This window comes from Pseudomonas sp. Z003-0.4C(8344-21), from assembly GCF_900104975.1.
GTDB classification, from domain to species: domain Bacteria; phylum Pseudomonadota; class Gammaproteobacteria; order Pseudomonadales; family Pseudomonadaceae; genus Aquipseudomonas; species Aquipseudomonas granadensis.
In genome coordinates this window covers 2,876,339-2,901,782 of sequence record NZ_LT629756.1, presented here as the reverse complement: position 1 = coordinate 2,901,782, position 25,444 = coordinate 2,876,339, and the positions used below count along the sequence as shown (strand labels likewise).

Genomic DNA, 25,444 nt, shown 5'->3' with positions numbered 1-25,444 from the left:
TTTTACCGGCCATGGAGCTCACGCCGCGACTGCAAGGATACGAGCCGCTCAATGCCACTCACGGATGAAGACATGAACTCACACCTGTTTCCGCACATCGGCAAGGTCATTGCCAGCACCGGCAGTCGCCATTTTCCGCGCATGCTGCATGACCTGATCCGCACCCAACTGGCGGTGGACGCTACGCATATTCGGCAGATGCGCGTCGAACCGGTGACGCAGCGCTGCGAACCCGAACCGACGAGGGAGGCGGCGTTGCGCGCCGACACGCTGTTCAGCGAACACAGCGACCGGCCGCCGCCCGAGACATCGCCAACCGCCGCCGACGCTGCGCAACTGCACCTGACCCGGCGCAAGGACGGTTACCGCTACGTGATTTCGGTGTACCGCAACGATCAGTCGGAACGTTTTTCCGCCCAGGAGCGCAGCCTGCTGCAGGACATCTCGCCGGTACTGCTGCCGATGGTCGAAAAACACATCAACGCCGTGCAGCCGCTGGAGATCGACTCGCAAGCTCTTGCACCGAACGCGGAAACCAGCGGCCTGGAGACCCTGCGCCTGCGCTTCAACGAGCGCTTGGAGCAACTGGGTTTGAAGCTGTCGAACCGCGAAAGCGCGGTGTGCATCGGCCTGCTCGCCGGGCACACCGCGCCGGAACTGGCCGCGCAGCTGCAGCTAAAGGTCAACACCGTGGAAAGCTACCTCAAGCGCGCGGCGATCAAACTGGGCATCAGCGGCCGACATTCGTTGATGAAGTGGATGTATTCGCCGCAGGACAGCGCGGCAGCCCCCACCCCCTGACCCAGCACGATCAATCCCGCGCCAGCGCTTCGATCGGGTCCAGCCGTGAAGCGTTGCGCGCGGGCACGAAGCCGAACACCACGCCGATCAAGGTCGAACAGAACACTGCGGTCAGCACCGAGCCCATCGAAAACACCATCTCCCACTCCTTGATGAACACCGAAAACAGATGGCCGATGGCGTACGACAGGGAAATGCCGATGGCGCCACCGAGCAGACAGACCATCACCGCTTCCACCAGAAACTGCTGACGAATGTCCGACTGGCGCGCGCCCACCGCCATGCGAATGCCTATCTCGCGGGTCCGTTCGGTCACGGAAACCAGCATGATGTTCATCACGCCGATGCCGCCGACCACCAGCGAAATCACCGCAATCAGCGATAGCAGCAACGCCAGCGAGCGGCTGGTTTTCTGCACGGTCTGCATGATGCTGTCGAGGTTGTTGGTGAAGAAATCCTTGCTGCCGTGACGCTGCAGCATCAACTTGTTGACGTTGTCCTCCACCACTTTGCTCGGCTGGCCGTCCTTGATGCGCACGCTGATGCTGTCCAGATAGCGCTGGCCGAGCAGGCGCCCGGCAGCGGTTTCGTAGGGCACCCAGACGTTGAGTGACTTGCTCGCGGCAAACAGGTTCTTGTTCTCCGCCGCGACGCCAATCACGGTGCACGGCAGATTACCGATCAGGATCACCTGCCCCAGCGGATCGACCTGCTCGCCGAACAGGCGCTGACGGGTCTTGTGATCGATCACCACCACCTGAGCCTGACGTCGCGCATCGCTTTCGCTGAAATGAATGCCCGCCGCCATCTTGATCCCGCGCACCTGGAAATACAGATCGCTGACGCCATTGACCTGGGCATCGACATCGATATTGCGGTAACGCAACAGCAGATTGCGGCCAACCACCGGTGTCGCGCTGTCGACGTAATACAGTTGATTGAGGGCCGCAACATCGGCAGGCACCAGGGTTTCGATGGCGGCGGATCGGCTGTCGCCGAAACTGGTTCCGGAATAGATATCGATGGTGTTGCTGCCGATCGCCTGAATGTCCTTGAGCACATAGCGCTTGGCACCCTCGCCGATCGCCGAAATGGACACCACCGAAGTGATGCCGATGACGATGCCGAGCATGGTCAGCAAGGTGCGCATGCGGTGCGAAATCAACGCGACCCAGGCCATGTTGAAGGCTTCCTTGAACAGCCCGAGGCTGGCGACCAGACGCCGTGCTGCGGTGGCTTGCGGCGCCGCCCGGTCGTCGCTCACCGAGGCTTCGCTGTCGGGCACGTTGCGCCGGTCGCTGAGGATTTCGCCGTCGCTGACTTCGATGATGCGCTCGGCGTTGGCCGCCACTTTCGGATCGTGGGTCACCAGAATCACCGTGTGCCCGGCGGCGTGCAGCTCCTGCAGAATGTGCATGACCTCCTTGCCGCTGGTCGTGTCGAGGGCACCGGTTGGCTCATCGGCGAGGATCACTTCACCGCCGTTCATCAAGGCGCGGGCAATACTGACGCGCTGCTGCTGGCCGCCAGACAGCTGGCTGGGCCGGTGCGTCAGGTGCCGTTCCAGCCCCAGCCGCGCCAACAGCTCGCGGGCGCGGGCGTGGCGTTGCGGCTCCGGGGTGCCGGCGTATATCGCCGGGATCTCGACGTTGTGCATGGCACTCAGATGCGGCAGCAAGTGATAGCGCTGGAAAATGAAACCGAAGTAGTCGCGGCGCAGTGCTGCCAGCGCCTCGCTATCGAGGTCGCGGGTTTCCCGGCCGTTGATCCTGTAACTGCCGGCGGTGGCGTAATCGAGACAGCCAAGGATGTTCATCAGCGTCGATTTGCCGGAGCCGGACGCACCGATGATCGCCACCATTTCCCCAGCGTGTATCGTCAGGTCAATGTCTTTCAGCGCCAGGAATTCACGATCGCCAGCAATGAAGCTGCGGGTGATGCCACTCAGTTGCAGCAGGGCTTCGGCCATGATCAGGACCCCGCCACAGCAGATACCGGATCACCGATCACCACGCGATCACCTTCAGTCAGACCTTCGTTGATCTGCACCTTGACGTTGTTGTTAATGCCGACCTGCACGGTGCGTGGCTGGGCCTGCCCCTTGGCATCGAGCACACGCACCGGATAGCTGCCGTCACCGTTGCGCGCGCCGAGTGCCGCCACTGGAACCATGAGCACTGACTTCGCCGTGTCGAGCACCACGCGCACCTGCGCGGTCATGGAAATGCGCAAGCGATGATCCGGGTTCGGCACCTCGAACAATGCGTTGTAGAACACCGCGGTGTTCTGCTTCGGCGTGCCGGCCGGCGGGGTTTCGAGGAAGTTCTGCGGTGCCGGCTCAGTGCCGCGCAGCTTGCCGTAATAACGCTTGTCTTCACCCAGAATGGTGAAATACACCTCCTGCCCCGGCGCGATGTGAATCACATCCGCTTCCGACACCTGCGCCTTGACCGTCATGGTATCCAGATCGGCCAGCTTGAGCAGGATCGGCGCCAACTGGTTAGCGATCACGGTCTGCCCTTCCTGCGTAACGATGCCGACCACATCGCCGTCGATGGGCGCAATGATCCGTGTATAGGCCAGGTTGACCTTGGCGGTGTCGATCTGGATATGCGCACTCTTGATCTGCGCGTCCAGTGACAGCAGATTGGCCTGCTGCACTTCGTAATTCGACTGCGCGGTTTCGAAATCCTGGCGAGAGATCGACGCGTCTTTCTGCAAGTTCCGGTAACGCTCGAACAAGGCCTTGGTCTGGCGCAGTTGCGCCTGGGTCGCACGTTTTTGCGCTTGCAGGTTTTCTTCATCGACCTGGGCCTGACGCAGAGTGTTCTGCAACACCAGTGGATCGATTTCCGCCAGCCACTGGCCCTTCTTCACCTTGTCGCCCACCTTGACCTTGAGCGACTTCAATTGCCCCGACACCTGCGCGCCGACATCGACCTGCTTGATGCCCTCGAGCAACCCGGTGGCGAGCACCGCGTTCTCGATGTCACCGCGTTCCACCGTGGCCGTCAGGTACTGCGGCGCTTGCGCCGGCGCCTGTACCGCGTACAGCAACAAGCCGGCGACCGCCGCCAGCGCCACACCCAAAGCGACTTTGCGCAACTTCGACTTTTCCATAAATAAACCACAAATCCGTTCAGAGTTGAGCCCGGCCAGCGACCGGGCTGCAAGACGTACACATCGATCAGGAGAACATTGCCTTGGCCGGTTGCTTGTGACCCTCGTGCCACCACGCGGCGAAACTGAACACGTTGGGCGCCTTGAGCAAGGTGAAATGGTTGCCCGGCCCGGACCACACCGTCAGATCCGCGACCTCGCGGCGCCAGCCTTCAACCATCGCCGCTTGCTCGCGCTGATTGCCCGCCGCATCGAGCGTCGGATCGTCCACCAGCGCCAACCGCACCGGGCCGCTGTAGCGCTGACGCGGTTGATACACCGTGCGCAACGCACTGGCGAACGTGCGCGTCGAGCCGAGCAAAGACTGCGGCGCAGATCGCGCCGACAGCACGCCCGCACGCACCATGCCCTCGTGCAGCAGACGTAGTTGCGTGGCGTCATCGGCTGCGGCGAACACCTCGGCATCGATGCCCAGTGAGGCGCCGGCCGACAGTTGCAGCGCCTCGATCAGCCGCTGTAACGCCGCGGTTGCGGTGTAGGGTTTGCCAACGACGCCGTTGCCGCCGGGTGACTCACTGTCGATCAGCGTCAGCGACGCCACTTCGCGCCCGTCGGCCTGTAATTGCGCGGCCAGAGCGTGCGCCACCCAGCCACCGAAGGAGTGTCCGATCAGGTGCACGGGGCCCTGCGGATAGAGCTGCTCGATCGCCCGCCGGTAACAGCGCGCCGCCGCCTCGACCTGACTGTGCGGCACCGCGTCGCCTTCCAGCCCGCGCGGTTGCAGACCATGCACCGGCCACTCGGGACCGAGGGCTTCGGTCAGATGAATGAAGCCGGTAACACTGTCGCCGGCCCCCGGCACGCAGAAGATCGGCGCCCTTGCACTGTCGCCAGTCTGGATGGTCACCAGCGGTTGATAGACCGGCAATGTCGGCGCCTTTGCTTGCACCAGTGCCTGGCTGAGCGCCTGACCCAGCGCTTGAATATGCGGGGCTTTCATCATGTTCTGGTGATCGCCGGGCACGTCGATGCAACGCAACTCGGCATTGGGCAATTCTTCGGCCCAGCCGAGGGTCGGGCTGAGCTGCGCCATCGCCGCTGAACGTTGCTGTGCGCGAAACACATGCAGCGGCACCGGCAGCGGACTGACCCGGTAATGCGCCAGCGCATGCCCGTGGGCAACTTCGCGATCAAGGTAATGCCAGGTATCGGCTGCCGAGGCTGCTGCCAGCTCCGGATGGAGCAATTGCTGCTGCTGGCAGCGCTCCAGCAGGTCGGCGAACGTCAGTGCGTCCAGCTCGGTTTGCAACGCGGCCAGCGCCGTCAATCCACGCTGACCATCCTCGCCAAGGCCCAGCCAGTGCGCGGTGCAATGCAGGAGCAACTGCCGCTTGTGCACGTGGGCATCGTTCCAGCGCGCCTTGTGCGGATCGGCCAGACGCGGCACGTAGCTGTCGATCAGGCCGATGAATTCGACCACTTCGTCCTGCCCCAGCAATTGCTGCGCGACTTCGTAAGCCAGTACACCGCCGAACGACCAGCCAGCCAATCGATAAGGCCCGTGAGGTTGTCTGTCGCGAATGATCCCGGCCATGCGTGTCGCCAGGCATTCGAGGGTGCGCAATTGCGCCTGGCCGAACTCGATACCGGGCAGACCGTAGATCGGGAAATCACCGTCGATGTGTCGGCCCAGCGCCGGGAAATACACATCGCGGCCGCTGAATTCATGCACCAGAAACAGCGGCGTACCTTGACTGCCCGCGCGGACCACGATGAGCCCCGGCTCCGCCTCGCTGATCCCGTCACGCTCAGCGAGCAGCGCAGCCATCGCCTCAATGCTCGGCTGCTGGAACAACTCGGCGAGGGTCATCGGCAGACCGGCCTGCTGCATCTGACTGACCAGCCGCACCGCCAGCAACGAATGCCCGCCCAGTTCGAAGAAATTGTCGTGACGACCGACCCGGTCAACCTGGAGGATTTCGCTCCACAATCCGGCGAGACGGATTTCCAGCGCGTTACCCGGCGCCTCGTACACGCGGTTGAGCAAAGCCTCCTGGGTCGGCTCCGGCAAGGCCTTGCGATCGACCTTGCCATTATTGTTCAGCGGCAGATTCTCCAGCCGCACCCACGCCGAAGGCACCATGTATTCCGGTAAGCGTGCCTGCAACAACGCGCGCAAGGTGGCGCTGTGCAGTTCGGCATCGTCAGCGCTGAAATAGGCCACCAGACGGGTGGTTTGCGCGCCGTCACGCCGCGCCAGTACCACGGCTTCCCTGACCCCGGGACAGCTGAGCAGACGGTTTTCGATCTCGCCCAGCTCAATGCGGAAGCCGCGGATTTTCACCTGATCGTCATTGCGACCGATGCACTCAAGCTGCCCCGGCGCCAGCCAGCGCACCAGATCGCCGGTGCGGTACATCACCGCGTCGGGCCTGCCGCTGAACGGGTCCGGGAGAAATTTCTCTGCGGTCAGCTCGGGCCGATTCAGGTAGCCCAGGGCAACGCCCTGCCCGCCGATGTACAACTCACCGGTCACGCCGAACGGTACCGGTTGCTGGAAGGCGTCGAGCACATAGACCTGGGTGTTGGAGATCGGCCCGCCGATCGACACGCTGTCGGCCTCATCGGCGACATTCTGCACGGCAAACGTGGTGGCGTAAGTGGTGGTTTCCGTCGGGCCATAGCAATGCACCAGACGCACATCCGGCGCCTCGGCGCGCAACGTGCGAAACGCCGCCGGATCGCCGCGCTCGCCGCCGCAGAGCAGGATGCGCAAGCCCTTCAGGGCGTCGGGAATCAGCTGCACATACTGGTTGAACAGTGCGGTGGTGACGAACAGGATGCTCGCGCCGCTGCGCTTGAGTTCGGCGCCGAACGCGTGCGGGTCGAGCAACGTCGCGTGATCGATGATCGCCACCCGCGCGCCGTTGAGCAGCGCGCCCCAAACGTCCATGGTGCTGGCATCGAACGCCGGATTGGAGGCAAACGCAACGCAATCCTGGCGATTGAAATCGGCGTAGCCGTTATTGATCACCAGCCGCGTGATCGCCCGGTGCGGGACCATGACGCCTTTCGGCATGCCGGTGGAGCCCGAGGTGTACATGATGTACGCCAGCGACTCGGCCGACTGCGGCAGATCCGGGTTATGGCTGGGCTGAGCCTCGAGCGGCAGCCGATCAAGATCGATGCGCCGTGCGGCAAAGGTCAGCGGGGTGGTGCTGTGCGTCAGCAGCGCGGCGGCCTGGCAATCCTCGAGCATGAACGCCTGGCGCTCGCTTGGGGCGTGAATATCCAGCGGCACCCACGCCGCCGCGCACTTGCCGACCGCCAGTTGCGCGATCAGCAGGTCCAGCGAGCGCGGCAACAGGATCGCCACCGCGTCGCCAGGTTTTACTCCGTCGCTGCGCAGATGATGCGCCAGCCGATTGGCCCGGCGGTTCAACTCGGCATAGCTCAGCGTCTGCTGGCCGTGCAGCGCTGCGACGGCGTCGGGTTGTTGCACGGCCAATGCTTCGAACAGATGCTGCACGGTGTGGTCGTGCGGGTATTCCCGTGCGGTGTCATTGAAATCCACCAGCAAGCACTGGCGTTCTTCGTCCGTTATCAATGGCACCTGGGCAAGCAGCGCCTGATCGTTGCTGACCATGGCCTGTAGCAGTTGCTGCAGGTAACCGGCAAAACGCTGCACCGTGGTTTCATCGAACAGCGCCGTGGCGTATTCCAGCCAGCCGCCAATGCCCGCGCCGGTGTCGCCGAGGGTCAAAGTCAGATCGAACTTGGCAAAGTGGCTCGGCTCGGCCACGGCTTCCAGGGTCAGCTCACCCAGGGCCAGTGCCGGGCCGTCGCTGTTGCGCCAGTTGAACATGGTCTGGAACAGCGGACTGTGCGCCAGGCTGCGCACCGGCCGGGTCAGCTCCACCACTTGCTCGAACGGCAGATCCTGATGCGCCTGAGCCTGCAAGGTCAGGGTCTTGACCCGCGCCAGCAGCGCTTCGCCGGTCAGCTCGCCCGCGGTGTCGATACGCAGGGCCAGAGTGTTGACGAACAGGCCGATCATGCCCTCGACTTCGGCCCGATTGCGGTTGGCCACCGGCGAACCGATGACCACGTCGGTCTGCCCGGCCAAACGCCCGAGCAGCAACGCCCAGGCACTGAGCAAGGTCATGTACAACGTCACCCCGTGGCGCTGACTCAAGGCCTTGAGCCCGGCGCTCAGACGCTCGTCCAGTTGTAGCGCAATGCTGCTGCCGGCGTAGTCCTGCTGCGCCGGGCGCGGCCGATCCGTCGGCAAGGTCAGCAAGGCCGGCACGTCACGCAGGGTGCGTTGCCAATATTCGCTTTGGCGCTGCAACACCTCGCCGCTCAACCAGCGCCGCTGCCACACCGCGTAGTCACCGTATTGCAGGGTCAGCGCCGGCAACGGATCGTCTTCGCCCTGACTGAAGGCCCGGTACAGCGCCATCAGTTCGCGGGTCAGCACGCCCATCGACCAACCGTCGGAGATGATGTGGTGCAGCGTCAGCAGCAGCACATGATGATCATCGGCCAGACGCACCAGACGCCCGCGAATCAGCGGGTCGTCAAGCAGATCGAACGGCCCCGAAGCCTCGCCCTGAATCAGCGCCTGCAACGCCTCGTCCGCCTGAGGGTGCTGGCGCAGATCCTCGACCCGCAACAGCAGGCCGCTGTCGACCGGCGCAATCAACACCTGAGCGTCGCCAGCGAGCGGTGCGAAGCGACTGCGCAACGTCTCGTGGCGGGCGACGATACGGGCCAGCGCGCGTTGCAGGGCATCGTCGTCCAGGGCACCGCGCAAGCGCAGGGCGATTGGGATGTTGTAAGCAGTGTTGGCGCCCTCCATCTGCGCCAGAAACCAGAAGCGCTGCTGCGAAAACGACAACGGCAGCGCCGTTTCACGCGATGCCGGCAGGATCGGCGGTTGCGTGCAGCGCCCGGCTTCGGTCAATACCTGCGCCACCGCTGCCAGCTCGGCGTTGGCAAACAGATCGCTGAGCACCAGCTCGACGCCGAGTCGCTGGCGCACCTGCGCAACCATGCGCATCGCCAGCAGCGAATGCCCGCCCAGCTCGAAGAAATGGTCTTCGCGCCCTACCCGCTCGACCTGCAGCACATCGGCCCAGATGTCGGCCAGGGCGATTTCCACTTCCCCTTGCGGTGCGGCGTATTCACGGGTGAACACGGCCGAGCGCTCAGGCTTGGGCAAGGCCTTGCGGTCGAGTTTGCCGTTGGCGGTCAGCGGTAATCCGTCGAGTTTGACGAAGGCAGACGGCACCATGTATTCCGGCAACTGCGTCAGCAACAACGCGCGCAATTCCCCAACGGCCAATGCCTGCACCTGCGCCTGCTCGGTGAAATACGCCACCAGGCGCGGCTGTCCCGGCTGATCTTCGCGCGCCAGCACGACCGCCTCCTGAATCCCCGGCAACTGATTGAGGCGATTCTCGATCTCGCCCGGTTCGATGCGCACGCCGCGAATTTTCACCTGGTCGTCATTGCGTCCCAGGTACTCAAGCGTGCCGTCTCTCCGCCAGCGCGCGAGGTCGCCGGAGCGGTACATGCGCGCCTGCGCGGTATTGCTGAACGGATCGCGCAGGAAGCGTTCGGCCGTCAGCTGCGGCTGGTTCAAGTAACCCCTCGCCACACCTCGGCCGCCAATGTACAGCTCGCCGACCGCGCCAATCGGCACCGGGTGCTGGTGCTCATCGAGCAGATACACCGTGGCATTGCTCACCGGTTTGCCGATGTGCAAGGCGTCATCGCTGTCGATGCGCCCGGAGGTCGCGACCACTGTGGTTTCGGTCGGGCCGTAATTGTTGATCACGTCGAAACGCTGGTTGCGCGAGAACTGGCGCAAGCGGTCGCCGCCGATCAGCAGCGTGCGCAACGTCGGGTGTTCCAGGTGTTGGCTAAAGGCGTATTCGGCCACAGGCGTGGGCAGGAAACTCACGTCCAGCGGCTGCGCGCGCCACCAGTCGAGCAACGTGTCGATGTCTTCACTGCCGTCATGCGCCGGGGCGATGTGTAGCGTGGCGCCCGCGCACAGCGCCGGCCAGATCTCCCACGCCATGGCGTCGAAGCCGAATCCCGCGAGGCTCGAGGTGTGACGGCCGGCACACAGGTCGAAGGCCGAACAGTGCCAATCGACCAGGTTCGACAGCGTGCCATGCTCGACCATCACGCCCTTGGGCAAACCGGTCGAGCCGGAGGTGTAGATCACGTAGGCCAGATGGCTCACCTGCAGATTCGGCAGGTGCGGGTTACGGGTGATGCCCAGCGGCCAGGTGCGCGGGTCGAGATTGAGCATCGGGATCGCCAGCCTCGGCAGGCGTTCACGCAGATCGGCGCTGGTCAGCACCGCCACCGGCGCACTGTCGCGCAGCAAATGCAGCAGGCGTTCGGCCGGGTGCGCCGGATCGACCGGCACGTAAGCGGCGCCGGCCTTGAGGATCGCCAGCAAACCGGTCAGCGCTTGCAGACCGCGGCGGGCGACGATGGCGACACGGTCATCAGGCTGCACGCCCAGATCGAGCAACTGGTGGGCCAGCGCATTGGCCTTGTGGTTCAGCTCGGCAAAGGTCAGCGACTCGCCCATGTGCACCGCGGCCAGCGCATCCGGACGCGCCAGCACCTGCGCTTCGAACCGCTGATGAACAGGCTGCGCTGGCGGGTAATCGACCTGGCTGGCATTGAACCCGTGCAACAGTTGCTCGCGCTCCTCCGCCGACAGCACCGACAACCGATTCAGCGGCGTTTGCGGCGCCTGTTCGAGTGCCGACAGCAATTGCTCGATCGCACACAACAGATAGGCGCACAGACGCTGACCGTCGACGGCGCGAGTGGCCAGCAAGGTCAGGCTGAAGCGCTCGCCGAAGTCGTCAATGCTCAGGGTCAGCGGATAATTGGTGCGTTCTTCCGAGCGCAGCACACTGATGCCCTCCCAGGCGGCGAGTGCTTCGGCGCTGGCGTTGGCGCCGGAAGCGCTGTGGCGATAGTTGAGCAGCGTGCTGAACAACGGCGATGAGGCGACCACGCCACTGCATCGCTGCGCCAATGCCAACGGCGCATGTTCGTGGCGCATCAGGGTGGTCAGCCGCGCGTGAGTGGCCTTGATCGCTTCAGCGACGGCCAGCGTGGTGATGTCGACTCGCAGCGGCAAGGTGTTGATGAAGATGCCCAGTGCACGTTCGGTGCCTTCGGCGTTGTGCATGCGCCCCATCAGCACGGTGCCGAAAACCACGCTCGCCTGCCCGGTCAGGGCACTCAGCACCTGGCCCCAACCGAGGTGGAACAAGCTCGCGACGCTGACGCCCTGGCGCCGCGCCTGTGCGCGCAAGCGGCGCTCAAGTGGCGGGTCGAGCGCCTGGCTGAATTCGACAATATCGCTGCCATCGCCGTGCACACCTTGCAGGCCATAGGGCAAGGTCGGTTGGTCGATGTCGGCGAGCATCTCGCGGAAAAACCCTTCGTGTTGCGCCTCGCTGATGCCCAGGCGCGCCTGCGCCACGTAATTGCGAAACGGCACAGGCGCGCCCAGCCGCGCGGCCTGTCCGCACAGGCAGGCCTGCAATTCCTCGCTGACCACCGCCAGTGCCGAGTGGTCCATCGCCATGTGATGGAACAGCAGCATCGCGACGATGCGCTGTTCGCGCGCGTCCCAGGCATGCGCCAGGCGCAACAGCGGCGCGCGCGTCACGTCGAGGCGGAACTGGCGAGCGTCGAAGCGTTCGTGCAGTTGGCTCAGCGCATCGCCGCCCTCAGCCTCCAGCAGCACTTCTTCCAGCGGCAGGCGGGCATCGCGCAGGACCACTTGCAGCGGCGTGTCGAGGCCTTCCCAGACCACCGCAGTGCGCAGAATGTCGTGGCGATTAATGACCGTTTGCAAGGCGTCGACGAATGCCTGCAAACGCTCCGCGCCGCTGAAGGCGAAATGCGCCTGCATGACATAGGGATCACCGTGCTGCGCGCTGACGTGATGATAGAGAATGCCTTCTTGCAACGGTGTCAGCGGATAGATGTCCTGCACGTTCGCCGCCCCGCCGGGAATGCCTTCGAGCAGTTGATCGATAGCGTCCTGGCTCAGTTGCGTCAGGGTCAGCATCGCCGGGGTGATCCGGGTGCAACCGGGCGCAATACCATTGGCCGGCACCTCGACCTGACCGACGCGGGCGGCGGAGTACCCGCCGGCCTTGATCAGTTCGATCAGCGCCGCCTTGTGCTCGCGCAACGACGCCAGCAGTGTCGGATCTCCAAGCGCCTGCTTGTTGCCATTGACGCGCAACTGGTCGTTTGTGACCGTCAATTGGATGTCGCGGGCTTTAAGGGTTGCCAACAAGGGATTCAGGCTCACAGGACGATCTCCATTCTTTCCGTGATTGCTGCGTAACCGGCCAGTGTCGGGTGCTCGAACAACGCCCGCACGTCAGCCTCTATGCCTTCCTGTTGCAGCCGGCCGACCAGACTCACCGCCAGCAGCGAGTGCCCGCCCAGCTCGAAAAAGTGGTCGTGACGGCCGACCCGTTCGACATTGAGCAATTCGCCCCACAGCCGCGCCAGGGTGATTTCCACCTCGCCGATGGGTGCCTCGTACGGCCGGCTGACCAGCGAATCCTGATTCGGCGCGGGCAGCGCCTTGCGGTCGAGTTTGCCGTTGGGGCTCAGCGGCAGACGGTCGAGATGGATGTAGGTGGCCGGCACCATGTAGCCCGGCAAGCCGTGCAGTAATGCGGCGCGAAGGATGTCGATGTCCAGCCGCGCACCGGTGTAATACGCCACCAGGCGCTTGTCCCCCGGCACGTCTTCGCGGGCCAGCACCGCCGCTTCCTGCACGCCGTCGATGCGGGTCAGGCCCGCCTGGATTTCCCCCAGTTCGATGCGCAGGCCGCGAATCTTCACTTGATCGTCGTTGCGGCCCAGGTATTCGATATTGCCGTCGGCACGATAACGAGCGATATCACCGGTGCGATACATGCGCGCTTGCGCCTGCGGGCCGAACGGGTCACGCAGGAAGCGTTCGGCACTCAGTTCGGCGCGATTGAGGTAGCCGCGCGCGACCTGTACGCCACCGATGTACAGCTCGCCGACCACACCTTGCGGCACCGGTTGTTGCTGCGCGTCGAGGATGTACATCCGCGTATTGGCGATCGGTTTGCCGATCGGCGTATTGTCCGGCGTGTCGTGCACCGGCCCGGCGCAATGCCACGCGGTGACGTCCACCGCCGCTTCGGTCGGGCCGTACAGGTTGTGCAACTGGCTGGCCGGCAACTGCTGTTTGAAACGCCGCACCAGACTGCCGGGCAACGCCTCCCCACTGCACATCACCTGGCGCAAGCCGGCACAGCGCTCGGTCTGGCCGTGGGCGAGAAACACGTCGAGCATCGATGGCACAAAATGCACGGTGCTGACCTGTTCGCGATCGATCAGCGCGCTCAGGTACGCCGGCTCCTTGTGCCCGCCAGGGCGGGCCAGCAACAGGCGCGCGCCGGTCATCAGCGGCCAGAAGAACTCCCACACCGACACGTCAAAACTGAACGGGGTTTTCTGCAACACGGTATCCGCCGCCGTCAACGCATAGGCGTCCTGCATCCACAGCAAACGGTTGACCACCGCACCGTGCTCGTTGGCCACACCCTTGGGCTGACCGGTAGAGCCGGAGGTATAGATCACGTAGGCCAGATGCGCCGACGTCAGGCGCTCGCGTGGCGGGTTGTCCGCCGGCATGTCGCGCCAGATGTCCTCGTCCAGATTGATCACCGGCACCGCCAGTGCGCCAGCCTGCGAGGCCGTGCTGCCCTGCACCAGCAGCGCCACCGGCGCACTGTCGGCAAGCATGCAGGCGATGCGTTCGGCCGGGTAGTCCGGGTCCAGCGGCACATACGCGCCACCCGCCTTGAGGATTGCCAGCAGGCCAACGACCATGGCGAGACTGCGCTCGACGCAGATCGCCACCCGCGAATCCGCCTGCACGCCGAGCCCGATCAGGTGATGGGCGAGGCGGTTGGCGCGCTCGTTGAGCTGTTGGAAACTCAGGCATTGATCGTCGATTTGCACCGCGACGGCCTGCGGCGTGCGCAACACTTGCGCTTCGAACAGCCCGTGCAGGGTTTGCTGCAAGTCGTAATCGACCGCCGTCGCGTTGAAGTCGAACAGCAAGCGCTGACGCTCGGCCTGCGGCAACACCGACAACTGCTCGATCGGTTGCTGCGGCGTCTGCTCCAACGCCTCGATCAGTGTCTGCAACGCCGTCTCCATGTAGTTACAGATGCGCAACGCACCGACCTCGGCCGAGGTGATCGCGGTGAGCCTGAAAGCGGTGCCGAGATCGTCGACGTTGAGGCTCAGCGGATAATTGGTGCGCTCCTCGCTGTGCAGGGTTTCGATGCCGTGCCACGCCGGATGCGCCTGCGCAAGCGTCGCGCTGCCATGCCGATAGTTGAGCATCGCACTGAACAACGGCGCCGGTGCAGCGATTCGGCTGCAACGCTGGGCCAGAGCCAGCGAGGCATGCTCATGCGCCAGCAGGCCGGTGAGCCGCCCATGGGTGGCCGCCAGCGCGGCGCGCACCGGTTGCGCGCCGAGATCGACGCGCAGCGGCAGGGTATTGATGAACATCCCCAGTCCGCGATCCGCCCCTGCCCCGCCCTGCATGCGACCCATCAGCACCGTGCCGAACACCACCCGCTCCTGCCCGGAAGTGGCGCCCAGCACCTGCGCCCACGCCAGATGAAACACGCTGGCGACGCTGATGCCCAGCTGTCGTGCCTGGCGGCGCAGGCGCTGTGCCAGGGCATCGGGCAGTGCCAGCGCGGCTTCCTCGCAAGTCCCCGCCGCGGCGTTGACGTCCTGCAAGCCGAACGGCAGCGTCGGCTCATCGACATCTCCGAGCATGTCGCGGAAGAACTCTTCGTGCTCCGTCTCACTGACGCCCAGCCGCGCCTGTGCCACGTAATTGCGGTACGGCACCGCCGGCGGCAGCGAGCGCTGTTCGCCAGCGAGGCTGATCTGCATTTCTTCGCGCACCACTTCAAGCGCCGTGTGATCGAGGGCGATGTGATGGAACAACAGCAGGCCGGCCACTAGCCCGGTGCTCGGATCGCGCGCATGCAACAAGCGGATCAGCGGCGCCTGGGCGAGATCCAGCGCGCGCGTCGACAGTTGCGCGAACGCGACCTCCTCCACTGGCAACTGCGCCTCGCGCCACACCACCTGCACCGGCGCAGCCAAGCCCTGCCAGACGATCGAAGTACGCAGGATGTCGTGGCGCGCCATGACCTGACGCAACGCGCTGGCAAAGGCTTCGACCCGCTCGACACTGGCGAACATCAGCCGCGAATGCAGCACGTACGGGTCGTGTTGCCCGGCCGTTATGTGGTGATAAAGAATGCCTTCCTGCAATGGCGCCAGCGGGTAAATATCCTGCACGTTGGCCGCGCCGCCCGGCACCGTGGCGACGATGCGTTCGATGCTGGCCTGGTCCAGTTCGAGCAGGCTGAGCATGCTCGGCGTGATGTAAGTGCAGTCCGCCGCGATGCCGTTGGCCGGCACCTCGATCTCGCGGCCGCTACCGACCGCCGCCGCCAGCGCCGCCAGGGTCGGCTGGCTGAACAGCACGCGCACGTCGGTGCTCAGATCGATCTGGCGCATGCGTTCGATGACGCTGATCGCCAGCAACGAGTGCCCGCCCAGTTCGAAGAAGTTGTCGTGCCGGCCGACTTGTTCGACCTTGAGCACTTCGCGCCAGATCTGCGCCAGCGCGGTTTCCACCGGGCCTTGCGGCGCCTGATACTCACGGCTGAGCCAGGCGCTTTGATCCGGTTCCGGCAAGGCCTTGCGGTCGAGTTTGCCATTGGTGGTCAACGGCAACGCGTCGAGACGCACGTAGGCGGCCGGCAGCAAGGCTTGCGGCAAGCGCGTCTGCAGGTGCTGGCGCAAGTCGTCGATAGCCACGGCGCCGCGCGCGGTGAACCACGCCAGCAACTGCCCGTCGCGCACCTGCGCCACGGCGTCCTGCAGCGCCGGATGACTGGCCAGCGCGGCTTCGATTTCGCCAAGTTCCACCCGCACGCCACGCAGTTTGACCTGATCGTCATTGCGGCCCAGATACTCCAGCGTGCCGTCGGCACGCCAGCGCACAAGGTCGCCGGTGCGATACATGCGCGCGTCTGGTTCAGTGCTGAACGGGTCAGCAAGAAAGCGCTCGGCGGTCAATTCATCGCGGTTCAGATAACCCCTGGCCACGCCTGCGCCGGCGACGTACAACTCGCCTTTGCCGCCCACCGGCGAAGGTTTCTGTTGCCCATCGAGGACATACACCCTGGCATTGGCGATGGGTCGACCGATGTGCAACGCCTGCCCCGCCTCGATGCGACCCGAGGTCGCCACCACCGTGGCTTCGGTCGGTCCGTAGTTGTTGATCACCTCGAAGGTCTGATCACGCGGGAACTGCCTGAGTTTATCGCCGCCGATCAACAGGGTGCGCAAGGTCGGATGGCCCAACTCGCGGCTGAACGCATATTCGGCCACCGGCGTCGGCAGGAAGCTCACCTGCAAGGGCTGCGCCCGCCACCATTCGAGCAATTCTTCAAGGTGTTCATTGCCGATCGACGCCGGCGGCAAGTGCAGGGTCGCGCCGACACACAAGGTCGGCCAGACCTCCCAGGCCATGGCATCAAACCCGAACCCGGCAACGCTCGCCGTATGGCTGCCGGCGTGCAGGTCGAACGCTTGCGCGTGCCAGTGCACGAGGTTTTCCAGGCTCTGGTGTTCGACCATCACGCCTTTTGGCTGGCCGGTGGAGCCGGAGGTGTAAATCACATAGGCCAGATGGTTCGGAGTCAAACCGGCCACTTGCGGATTTTGCTCGGGCAAGTGCTGCCAGCGCTCGTCGCCAAGATCGATCACCGGCACGTTCACCGCGCCCGCATTTCTTCGATGCGGTTCTGCTGGCCACGGGCCCACACCGGATACCAGCAACGCCAGCGGTGCGCTGTCGGCCAGCAGGTACGCGATGCGCTCGGCCGGATGCGCCGGGTCGATCGGCACGTAGGCTGCGCCGGCCTTGAGCACCGCCAGCATCGCCAGCAACATGTGCGGGCCGCGCCGGGTGGCAACCGCCACGCGCGCGTCGGGCCGCACGCCCAACTCGATCAGATAATGCGCGAGGCGATTGGCCTGTTGATTGAGCTGCGCGTAGGTCAGCTGTTGCTCACCCGCTTGCACCGCCACCGCCTGCGGATTGAGCAAGGCCTGCGCTTCGAAGAGGCGGTGCACGGTTTGCGCAGGCGGGAATGCCCTGGCGCTGGCGTTGAACTGGCTGAGTACTCGCTCGCGCTCTGACGGCGGCAGGATCGCCAGGCGATTCAGCGCCTGTTCGGGATTTTGCTCCAGCGCTGACACCAGCGCCGCCAGCGTGCTGTGCATCAAGTCGCAGACCCGTTGCGCGCCGACTTCGGCGGGCGTCAGCACCGACAGATCGAAGCCCTCGCCAAGATCGTTGATGCTCAGCGTCAGTGGGTAATGACTGCGCCCATCGTGAGCGAGAAATTCGATCCCCTGCCACGCTGCATCGTCGCAATGACCCGCCGCGCTGTGGCGATAATTGAGCACCGAGCTGAACAGCGGCGACGGCGCAGCCACCGCACTGCAACGCTGGGCGAGTGCCAGTGACGCGTGTTCATGACCGAGCAGCGCAGCCAGCCGCTGGTGCACACCGCGCAGCGCCACACCGATGCCGGCCTCGGCGACATCGACGCGCAACGGCAAGGTATTGATGAACATGCCCAGCGCACGATCAGCGCCCGCACCACCCTGCAGTCGACCGAGCAACACCGTGCCGAACACTACGTTCGGCTGCCCGGCCGTGACCGCCAGCACCTGCGCCCAGGCGAGATGGAACAAACTGGCGGCGCTGACCCCGAAGCGGCGCGCCTGCGCTCGCAAGCGCTGGCTCAACTCCACTGGCAATCCGCTGACAAACGCCTCGATGTCGTCGCCCTCACCTTTCACTTCGCGCAGACCGAACGGCAAGGTCGGCTCGTCGATGTCGCCGAGCATCTCTGAAAAGAACGTTTCGTGTTCCTGCTCGCTGACGCCGTGGCGAGCCTGCGCCACGTAATTTCGGTATGGCGCGGCGGCTGGCAGCGGCTCAATGGCACCGAGCAGACTGGCCTGCATTTCCTGACGCACCACCGCCAGCGCGGTGTGATCGAGGGCGATGTGATGGAACAGCAGCATGGCGACGACGCGTTTGTGCACGGGATCGGCGGCATACACCAGGCGCATCAGCGGCGCCTGGCCGAGATCGAGGCGCCATTGGCGGGCAGCGAAACGCGCTTGCAACTGGGCGAGCACGTCACCCTCTGCCGCGTCCAGCGCCACGCCATCGACCGCTAATGGCGCGCGCCGCCAGACCACTTGTTGCGGACTCGGCAGCCCTTCCCAGACCACGCTGGTGCGCAGAATGTCGTGGCGCTCGATGACGCCTTGCAGGGCGTGGACGAAGGCGTACAGGCGGTCGATGTCGGCAAACGCCAGACTCGATTGCAGCAGATACGGATCGCCCTGGCCGGCGCTGAGGTGGTGATAAAGAATGCCTTCCTGCAACGGCGCCAGCGGATAGATATCCTGCACGTTGGCCGCGCCGCCCGGCACCGTGGCGACGATGCGTTCGACACTGGCCTGATCCAGTTCGCTGAGGCTCAACATGTCGGCGCTGATGTGGCGGCAGTCGGCGGCAATGCGATTGGCCGGCACCTCGACTTCGCGACCGCTGCCCAGCGCAGCCGCCAGTGCGGCGAGGGTCGGCTGGCTGAACAGCACGCGAACATCGGCACTCAGCCCGAGCTGGCGCAGACGTTCGATCAGGCTCACGGCAAGCAGCGAATGCCCGCCAAGCTCAAAGAAATTGTCGTGACGGCCGACCTGCTCGACCTTGAGCAGATCGCTCCAGACCTGCGCCAGCGCCTGTTCCAGCGGACCGTGCGGCGCGGCGTATTCATGGCTGAGCCAGGCGCTGTGATCCGGCTCCGGCAAGGCTTTGCGGTCAAGCTTGCCGTTGGCGGTCAGCGGCATCGCCTCGACGCGCACATAAGCGGCAGGAATCAGCGCCTCCGGCAATCGGCTCTGCAAGTGCCGACGCAACTCGGCAATATCTACTGCGCTGCGTTCGCTGAACCAGGTCAGCAAGCGTCCGTCACGCACCAGCACCACCGCGTCTTGCACGTCGCTATGCGCGCGCAGCGCGGCTTCGATTTCCCCCGGCTCGATGCGCACGCCGCGCAGTTTGACCTGATCGTCATTGCGTCCCAGGTACTCAAGCGTGCCGTCGGCGCGCCAGCGCGTGAGGTCGCCGGTGCGGTACATGCGCCCGTTGGGTTCATCGCTGAACGGGTCGTCGAGGAACATCTCGGCGGTCAATGCCGGGCGATTCAGGTAACCGCGCGCGACGCCGGCGCCGCCAACATACAGTTCGCCCAGAACACCGACGGGCACCGGTTGTTGCTGACTGTCGAGCAGATAGACTTTGCCATTGGCGATCGGTTGACCAATGTGCAACACCTGCCCGGACTCGATGCGACCCGACGTTGCCACCACCGTGGCTTCGGTCGGTCCGTAGTTGTTGATCACCTCGAAGGTTTGATCACGCGGCAACTGCCGCAGCTTGTCGCCGCCGATCAACAGCGTGCGCAGGGTCGGGTGGCCTAGCTCGCGGCTGAACGCATATTCGGCGACCGGCGTCGGCAGAAAGCTCACCTGCAACGGCTGCGCCTGCCACCACTCGAGCAGCTCATCCAGGTGTTGATTGCCGATCGAGGCCGGTGGCAGGTGCAGGGTCGCGCCCACGCACAAGGCCGGCCAGACCTCCCAGGCCATGGCGTCAAACCCGAACCCGGCAACGCTCGCCGTGTGGCTGCCAGCATGCAGATCGAACGCTGCAGCATGCCAGTGCACCAGATTTTCCAACGTACGGTGTTCGACCATCACGCCTTTTGGCTGGCCGGTGGAACCGGAGGTGTAGATGACATAGGCGAGGTGCGCCGGGGTCAGCGCCGGCAATTGCGGGTTGGCGTCGGACAAATGCGCCCAGCCGTCGCTGTCCAGATCGATCAGCGGCACCGTGCCGAGCAAGCCGCAGGTTGCGGTCTCGGCGAGTACCGCCAGCGGCTCGCAGTCCTGCAACAGATAGGCGATGCGCTCGCTCGGGTGAGCCGGATCGACCGGCACATAAGCCGCGCCGGCCTTGAGAATCGCCAGCAGCGCCACGAGCATCTGCGGACTGCGGCGCAGGCACACCGCGACACGGTCATCCGGCTGTACGCCGAGACCGATCAGGTGGTGGGCCAGGCGGTTGGCGCGCTGATTCAGCTCGGCATAACTCAGACGCCATTCGCCCTGCACCGCCGCCCACGCCTGGGGATTGGCCAGTGCTTGCGCTTCGACCAGACGCTGCACCGTCTGCGCTGGCGGGAACGGCCGCGCGGTGGCGTTGAAGCCGAACAACACCTGCTGGCGTTCGCCCGGCGAGACAATCGACAACTGCTGCACGGGCAGCTGCGGCGAGTGTTCGAGTGCATTCACCAGACTGTGCAACGCGGTCTGCAAGTAATCGCACACCCGCGCGCCGTCCACTTCAGGCACAGCCTGCACATTCAAGAGGAAACCGTCACCGAGGTCATCGACGCTGACCACCAGCGGATAATTGCTGCGTTCGCGCGAGCAGAGAATCTCGATGCCATCCCATTTCACCGCGGCCGTGTCCGCCGGACTGTGGCGGTAATTGAGCAGCGTGCTGAACAACGGCGAGGTCGCCGCGACAGCGCTGCAGCGCTGGGCCAAGGCCAGTGAAGCCTGCTCATGCCCGAGCAACTGCGCCAGGCGTTGATGGGTCGTGAGCACGCTGTCCTGCACCGAGTCAGCGGCAACCGTAACGCGCAACGGCAAGGTGTTGATGAACATGCCCAACGCGCGATCCGCGCCCGCGCCGCCCTGCATGCGCCCCAGCAGCACGGTGCCGAACACCACGTCCTGCTGGCCGGAAACCTGCGCCAGCACTTGCGCCCAGGCCTGATGCACGAGGCTGGCAATGCTGATCCCCAGATGCCGGGACAACTCGCGCAAGCGCCGGCCAAGACCTGCGTCGAGGGGTAACTGGCTGTCGACGCTGGCACTGCCGTCACCGAGCACATCCTGCACACCGAACGCCAGCGTCGGTTCGCTGATGTCGCCCAGCATGTCGCGGAAAAAATCTGCGTGCGCTTGGTCATCGACGCCCGCACGGGCCTGAGCCACGTAATTGCGGTATTGCACCGCTGGCGGCAGATTGTTCGTGCGCCCTTGCAGCAGGTCGCTCATTTCCGCCACCAGCACCTCCAGCGCGGTGTGGTCGAGGACGATGTGATGCATCAGCAGGATGCCGACCCAGCGCTGCCCGGCGCGGTCTTCGGTGTAGGCGAACCGCAGCAGCGGCGCGTGCTTGAGATCGAGGCGATAGTGCCGCGGATCGAAACGTGCCTGCATCTGCTCCAGCACATCGCCGGTGAGCTCGTCGGCATCGATTCGCTGAAGATGCAGGGGCGCCTCGCGCCACACTACTTGCACCGGTTCCTCCAGACCTTCCCAGACCACACTGGTCCGCAGGATGTCATGGCGGGCGATCACGCTGTTCAAGGCACGCACGAAATCTTTGATCTGCGCCAGGCCATCGAAGGCGAACTGCGCCTGCAACACGTAGGGATCGCCGCTGTGGGTGGCGAGGTGGTGATAGAGAATCCCCGCTTGCAGCGGCGCCAGTGCATAGATGTCCTGAACATTGGCGACGCCGCCGGGCACGCTGGCCAGCACCGTGTCGATGCCGGCCTGATCGAGATCGGCCAACGGCAAATGCTCCGGGGTAATCGCCGTGCAGCCGGGTTCGATGCGATTGGCCGTTGCCGCGTGCACCTGCGTCGCGCCGAGACTGGCCGCCAACGCCGCCACGCTCGGCTGCCCGAACAGCACCCGCACATCGCAGTGCAAGTCGTGCTGACGCATGCGTTCGATCAGCCTGACCGCCAGCAGCGAATGCCCGCCCAGCTCGAAAAAGTTGTCATGCCGCCCGACCTGTTCGACGCCGAGCACGCTTTGCCAGATCTCGGCAATCAGGCTTTCCACCGCGCCCTTCGGCGGCTCGAATTCGCCTCGCGCAAACGCATCACTGTCCGGCGCCGGTAAGGCCTTGCGGTCGAGTTTGCCGTTGGCGGTCAGCGGCAAGGCCTCGAGACGCACGAACGCACTCGGCACCATGTAATCCGCCAGCGCGCCGAGCAGCGTTTCACGCAGTTGCGCCACGCTCGGTTCTTCGCCGCCATCAGCGGTCCAGTACGCGACCAGGCGCGGGTCGCCGGGGCTGTCTTCGCGGGCAATCACCACCGCGTCGCGGACACCGGCGCAGGCCGACAGGCGTGCCTGAATCTCGCCGAGTTCGATGCGAAAACCGCGGATCTTCACTTGATCATCGTTGCGTCCCAGGTAGTCCAGACTGCCGTCGGCGGCCCAGCGCGCCAGGTCACCGGTTTTGTACAGGCGCGCGTCGGCAGCGTGGCTGAACGGGTCGCGAATGAAGCGCTCGGCGGTCAGCTCTGGACGGTTGAGGTAACCGCGTGCCACCCCCGCGCCCCCCACGTACAACTCGCCGGTTACACCGACCGGTACCGGTTCACCTTGTGGGTCGAGCAGGTACAGTTGCAGGTCGGCAATCGGCCCGCCAATCGGGCTGACCCCGACCCGCTGCGCATCGGCAGCCTGCAATGGCCGATAGGTCACGTGCACAGTGGTTTCGGTGATGCCGTACATGTTCACCAGGCGCGTGCCGGCATTGCCGACCCGGGCAAACCACGGTTTGAGCAGCCCCGGTTCCAGTGCTTCGCCGCCGAAAATCACTTCGCGCAACGAATGCTGCAGCACACTGCGTCCCTGTGCGGCGATCAACTGGCGGAACGCGCTCGGCGTCTGGTTGAGCACAGTAACGCCGCTGCGGCACAGCAACGCATAGCACTCGTCCGGCGCCCGACTGATGGTTTGCGCCACCAGCAGCAGTTGCCCGCCGAACGCCAGCGCGCCCCAGATTTCCCACACCGAAAAGTCGAAGGCGAACGAGTGGAACAACGCCCATACGTCACGCTCATTGAAGTGAAACCACTGCACAGTCGCCGCAAACAGCCGCGCCACGTTGCGATGTTCGACCATGACGCCCTTGGGCAAACCGGTGGAGCCGGAGGTGTAGATCACGTACGCCAGATGCGCCGGGCTCAACCCGGCCACCAGCGGATTGCTTTCGGGTTCGGCGCGCAGCGACTGGCTGTCGAGATCGATCAGCGGCACTTGCAGTGTGCCGACTCGATCCCGTGTCGCGGCTTGCAGCAGCAGCGCCGCCGGGGCGCTGTCCTGCAGGGTGAAGTGGATGCGCTCCTGCGGATACGCCGGGTCGATCGGCACATAAGCCGCGCCGGCCTTGAGCACGCCGAGCAGGCCGATGATCATTTGCGGGCCACGCTCGACGCAGATCGCGACACGGTCGTCGGGGCGGATACCCAGCGCCAGCAGGTGATGAGCGACCTGGTTGGCACGGCGATTGACGTCGTCGTAGCTGAGGGTCTGCTCCTCGAACAGCAACGCCGTGGCGTGCGGGCGGGACTGGGCGTGAGCTTCGAACTGCTGGTGGATCAATGGCGTGTCAGGGAAATGCGCGCGCTTTGTATTGGCGCCGTGCAACAGCTGTTCGCGCTCGGCCGCCGGCAAAATGCGAATGCTGTGCAGCGGTGTCGGCGCGCTGGCCTGCAACGCATCGACCAGGCCTTGCAGCGTAGTCTGCAGATAAGCGGCGATGCGTTGCGCCCCCAGGCTGGCCTCGGCCAGCGCGGTGATACGCAGGTCTTCGCCCAGATCATCGATGTTGACGGTCAATGGATAGTTGGTGCGTTCGCGAGCGCCCAGCACCTGCACGCCCGGGGCGATGTCGATGACTTCGGCCACTTCATCGACGCTGCTGTGCCGGTAATTGAGGATCGCGCTGAACAGTGGCGTCGGCACCGCCACGGCGCTGCAGCGCTGGGCCAGCGCCAGTGAGGCTTGCTCATGGCCGAGCAGCGCGGTCAGCCGGCGGTGGGTCAGCAACACGCCGGCGCGCACGTCATCGGCGCCGACATCCACCCGCAGCGGCAAGGTATTGATGAACATCCCCAGCGCATGTTCACCGCCCTCGCCGGCCGCCATCCGCCCAAGCAGCACGGTGCCGAACACCACCGCCGTACGCCCGGACAACTCGCCGAGCACCCGCGCCAGCGCCAGGTGCATGACACTGGCCACGCTCACCCCGAGTTGCCGCGCCTGCTCGCGCAATTGCCGGCTCAGGGCGGCGTCGAGCATCAGCGAGGCTTCTTCGATCGAGTGCCCGTCACCCTGCACGTCACGCAATCCGCACGGCAGTGTCGGCTCGTCGATATCGGCGAGCATTTCCCGGAAGAACGCCTCGTGGGCCGACTCGTTCGCGGCCAGTCGCGCCCGCGCCAAATGATCGCGATACGGCACCGGCGCCGCCACTTGCGCGCTGTGCCCGAGCAGAAAGGCTTGCGCTTCGCGGCGGATCACGTCCAGCGCCAGGTGATCCATGATCAAGTGGTGAAAAAGCAACAAGGCAACCACACGGCCATTGGCCGGATCGTCAGCAAACACCAGGCTCAGCAGCGGCGCCTGCTGCACATCGAGACGGAAATGCTGCGGGTCGTGGCGCTGCAGCAGTTGGTCGAGCACGTCGCCGCGGGTGTTCAATTCGAATTCCTGGCAATGCAATGTCGCCTGCCGCTGGACCACTTGCAGCGGTTCGTCCAAGCGGTCCCAGACAAACGCCGTGCGCAGAATGTCATGACGGCCGATCATCCATTGCAGCGCGTCGGCGAAGGCTTGCAGGCGCTCGCGACTGGCAAAGGCGAAGCGCGCCTGCGAGACGTAGGGGTCGCCCGCCGCTGCCGATAAATGCAGATAGAGCATGCCCTCCTGCAGAGGCGCCAGGGGATAGATGTCCTGCAGATTGGCCGCACCGCCCGGCACGCCGGCGACGATGCGGTCGAGGCTGGCCTGATCGAGCGTCACCAGCGGCAGCATGTCCGGAGTGACACGGTACGCCGGGCTCAACCAGTCACCGTTGTGCCGGGCGACCAGCTCCAGCAACTGCGTCTTGTGGGCGGCGAGGCCGTCCCACAGCTCATCGTCCAGCGCGTCGTCACCGCCCAGGATGACCAGGTCTTCATCTTCCTGTTGAAGGCGGATCGCATGGGTCGAAATAACTGCCATCAGTTCGCTGAAATGCATGAGATAACCTGCTGTAAAGACTGGAAAAAAGCTGCACGCAGTGGCGAGTCCGTGGCGACCGCGCGCAACCGGGAAAAACTAAAACATCGGCGCTGCACTGTCTGACATGGGAAGCCGGGACAAGCCCCGCTGCGCAAGGCAGCGCAGACGCGTGTGCGCCGGC

General features: G+C 64.8%; 5 protein-coding genes. 1 reads left to right on the top strand and 4 read right to left on the bottom strand.

Annotation, left to right across the window (positions count from 1 at the left end; translation table 11 throughout):
* The first annotated feature begins 72 nt into the window (after positions 1-72).
* On the top strand, positions 73-801 hold the full coding sequence (locus tag BLU24_RS13330) for a helix-turn-helix transcriptional regulator (protein ID WP_093106653.1): 729 nt from the start codon (positions 73-75) through the stop codon (positions 799-801).
* Positions 802-811: 10 nt separating this feature from the next.
* Here BLU24_RS13330 and BLU24_RS13325 read toward each other — a convergent pair whose 3' ends face one another.
* The 4 genes from BLU24_RS13325 to BLU24_RS13310 all read right to left on the bottom strand — a co-directional run bounded on the left by BLU24_RS13325 (position 812) and on the right by BLU24_RS13310 (position 25,281).
* Positions 812-2,770, bottom strand: a complete 1,959-nt coding sequence (locus BLU24_RS13325; protein WP_093100923.1) for a MacB family efflux pump subunit — start codon at positions 2,768-2,770, stop codon at positions 812-814.
* Positions 2,771-2,772: 2 nt separating this feature from the next.
* The gene (gene macA, locus BLU24_RS13320; RefSeq protein ID WP_093100921.1) at positions 2,773-3,921 is read right to left on the bottom strand and encodes a macrolide transporter subunit MacA; all 1,149 of its coding nucleotides are present in this window, start codon (positions 3,919-3,921) and stop codon (positions 2,773-2,775) included.
* Between the two features lie 67 nt (positions 3,922-3,988).
* Positions 3,989-12,289, bottom strand: a complete 8,301-nt coding sequence (locus BLU24_RS13315) for a non-ribosomal peptide synthetase (RefSeq protein ID WP_093100919.1) — start codon at positions 12,287-12,289, stop codon at positions 3,989-3,991.
* Positions 12,286-25,281: a non-ribosomal peptide synthetase gene (locus tag BLU24_RS13310; RefSeq protein ID WP_093100917.1), complete on the bottom strand. Its 12,996-nt coding sequence runs from the start codon at positions 25,279-25,281 to the stop codon at positions 12,286-12,288. Before BLU24_RS13310 ends, BLU24_RS13315 begins: the two co-directional genes overlap by 4 nt.
* Positions 25,282-25,444 lie beyond the last annotated feature (163 nt).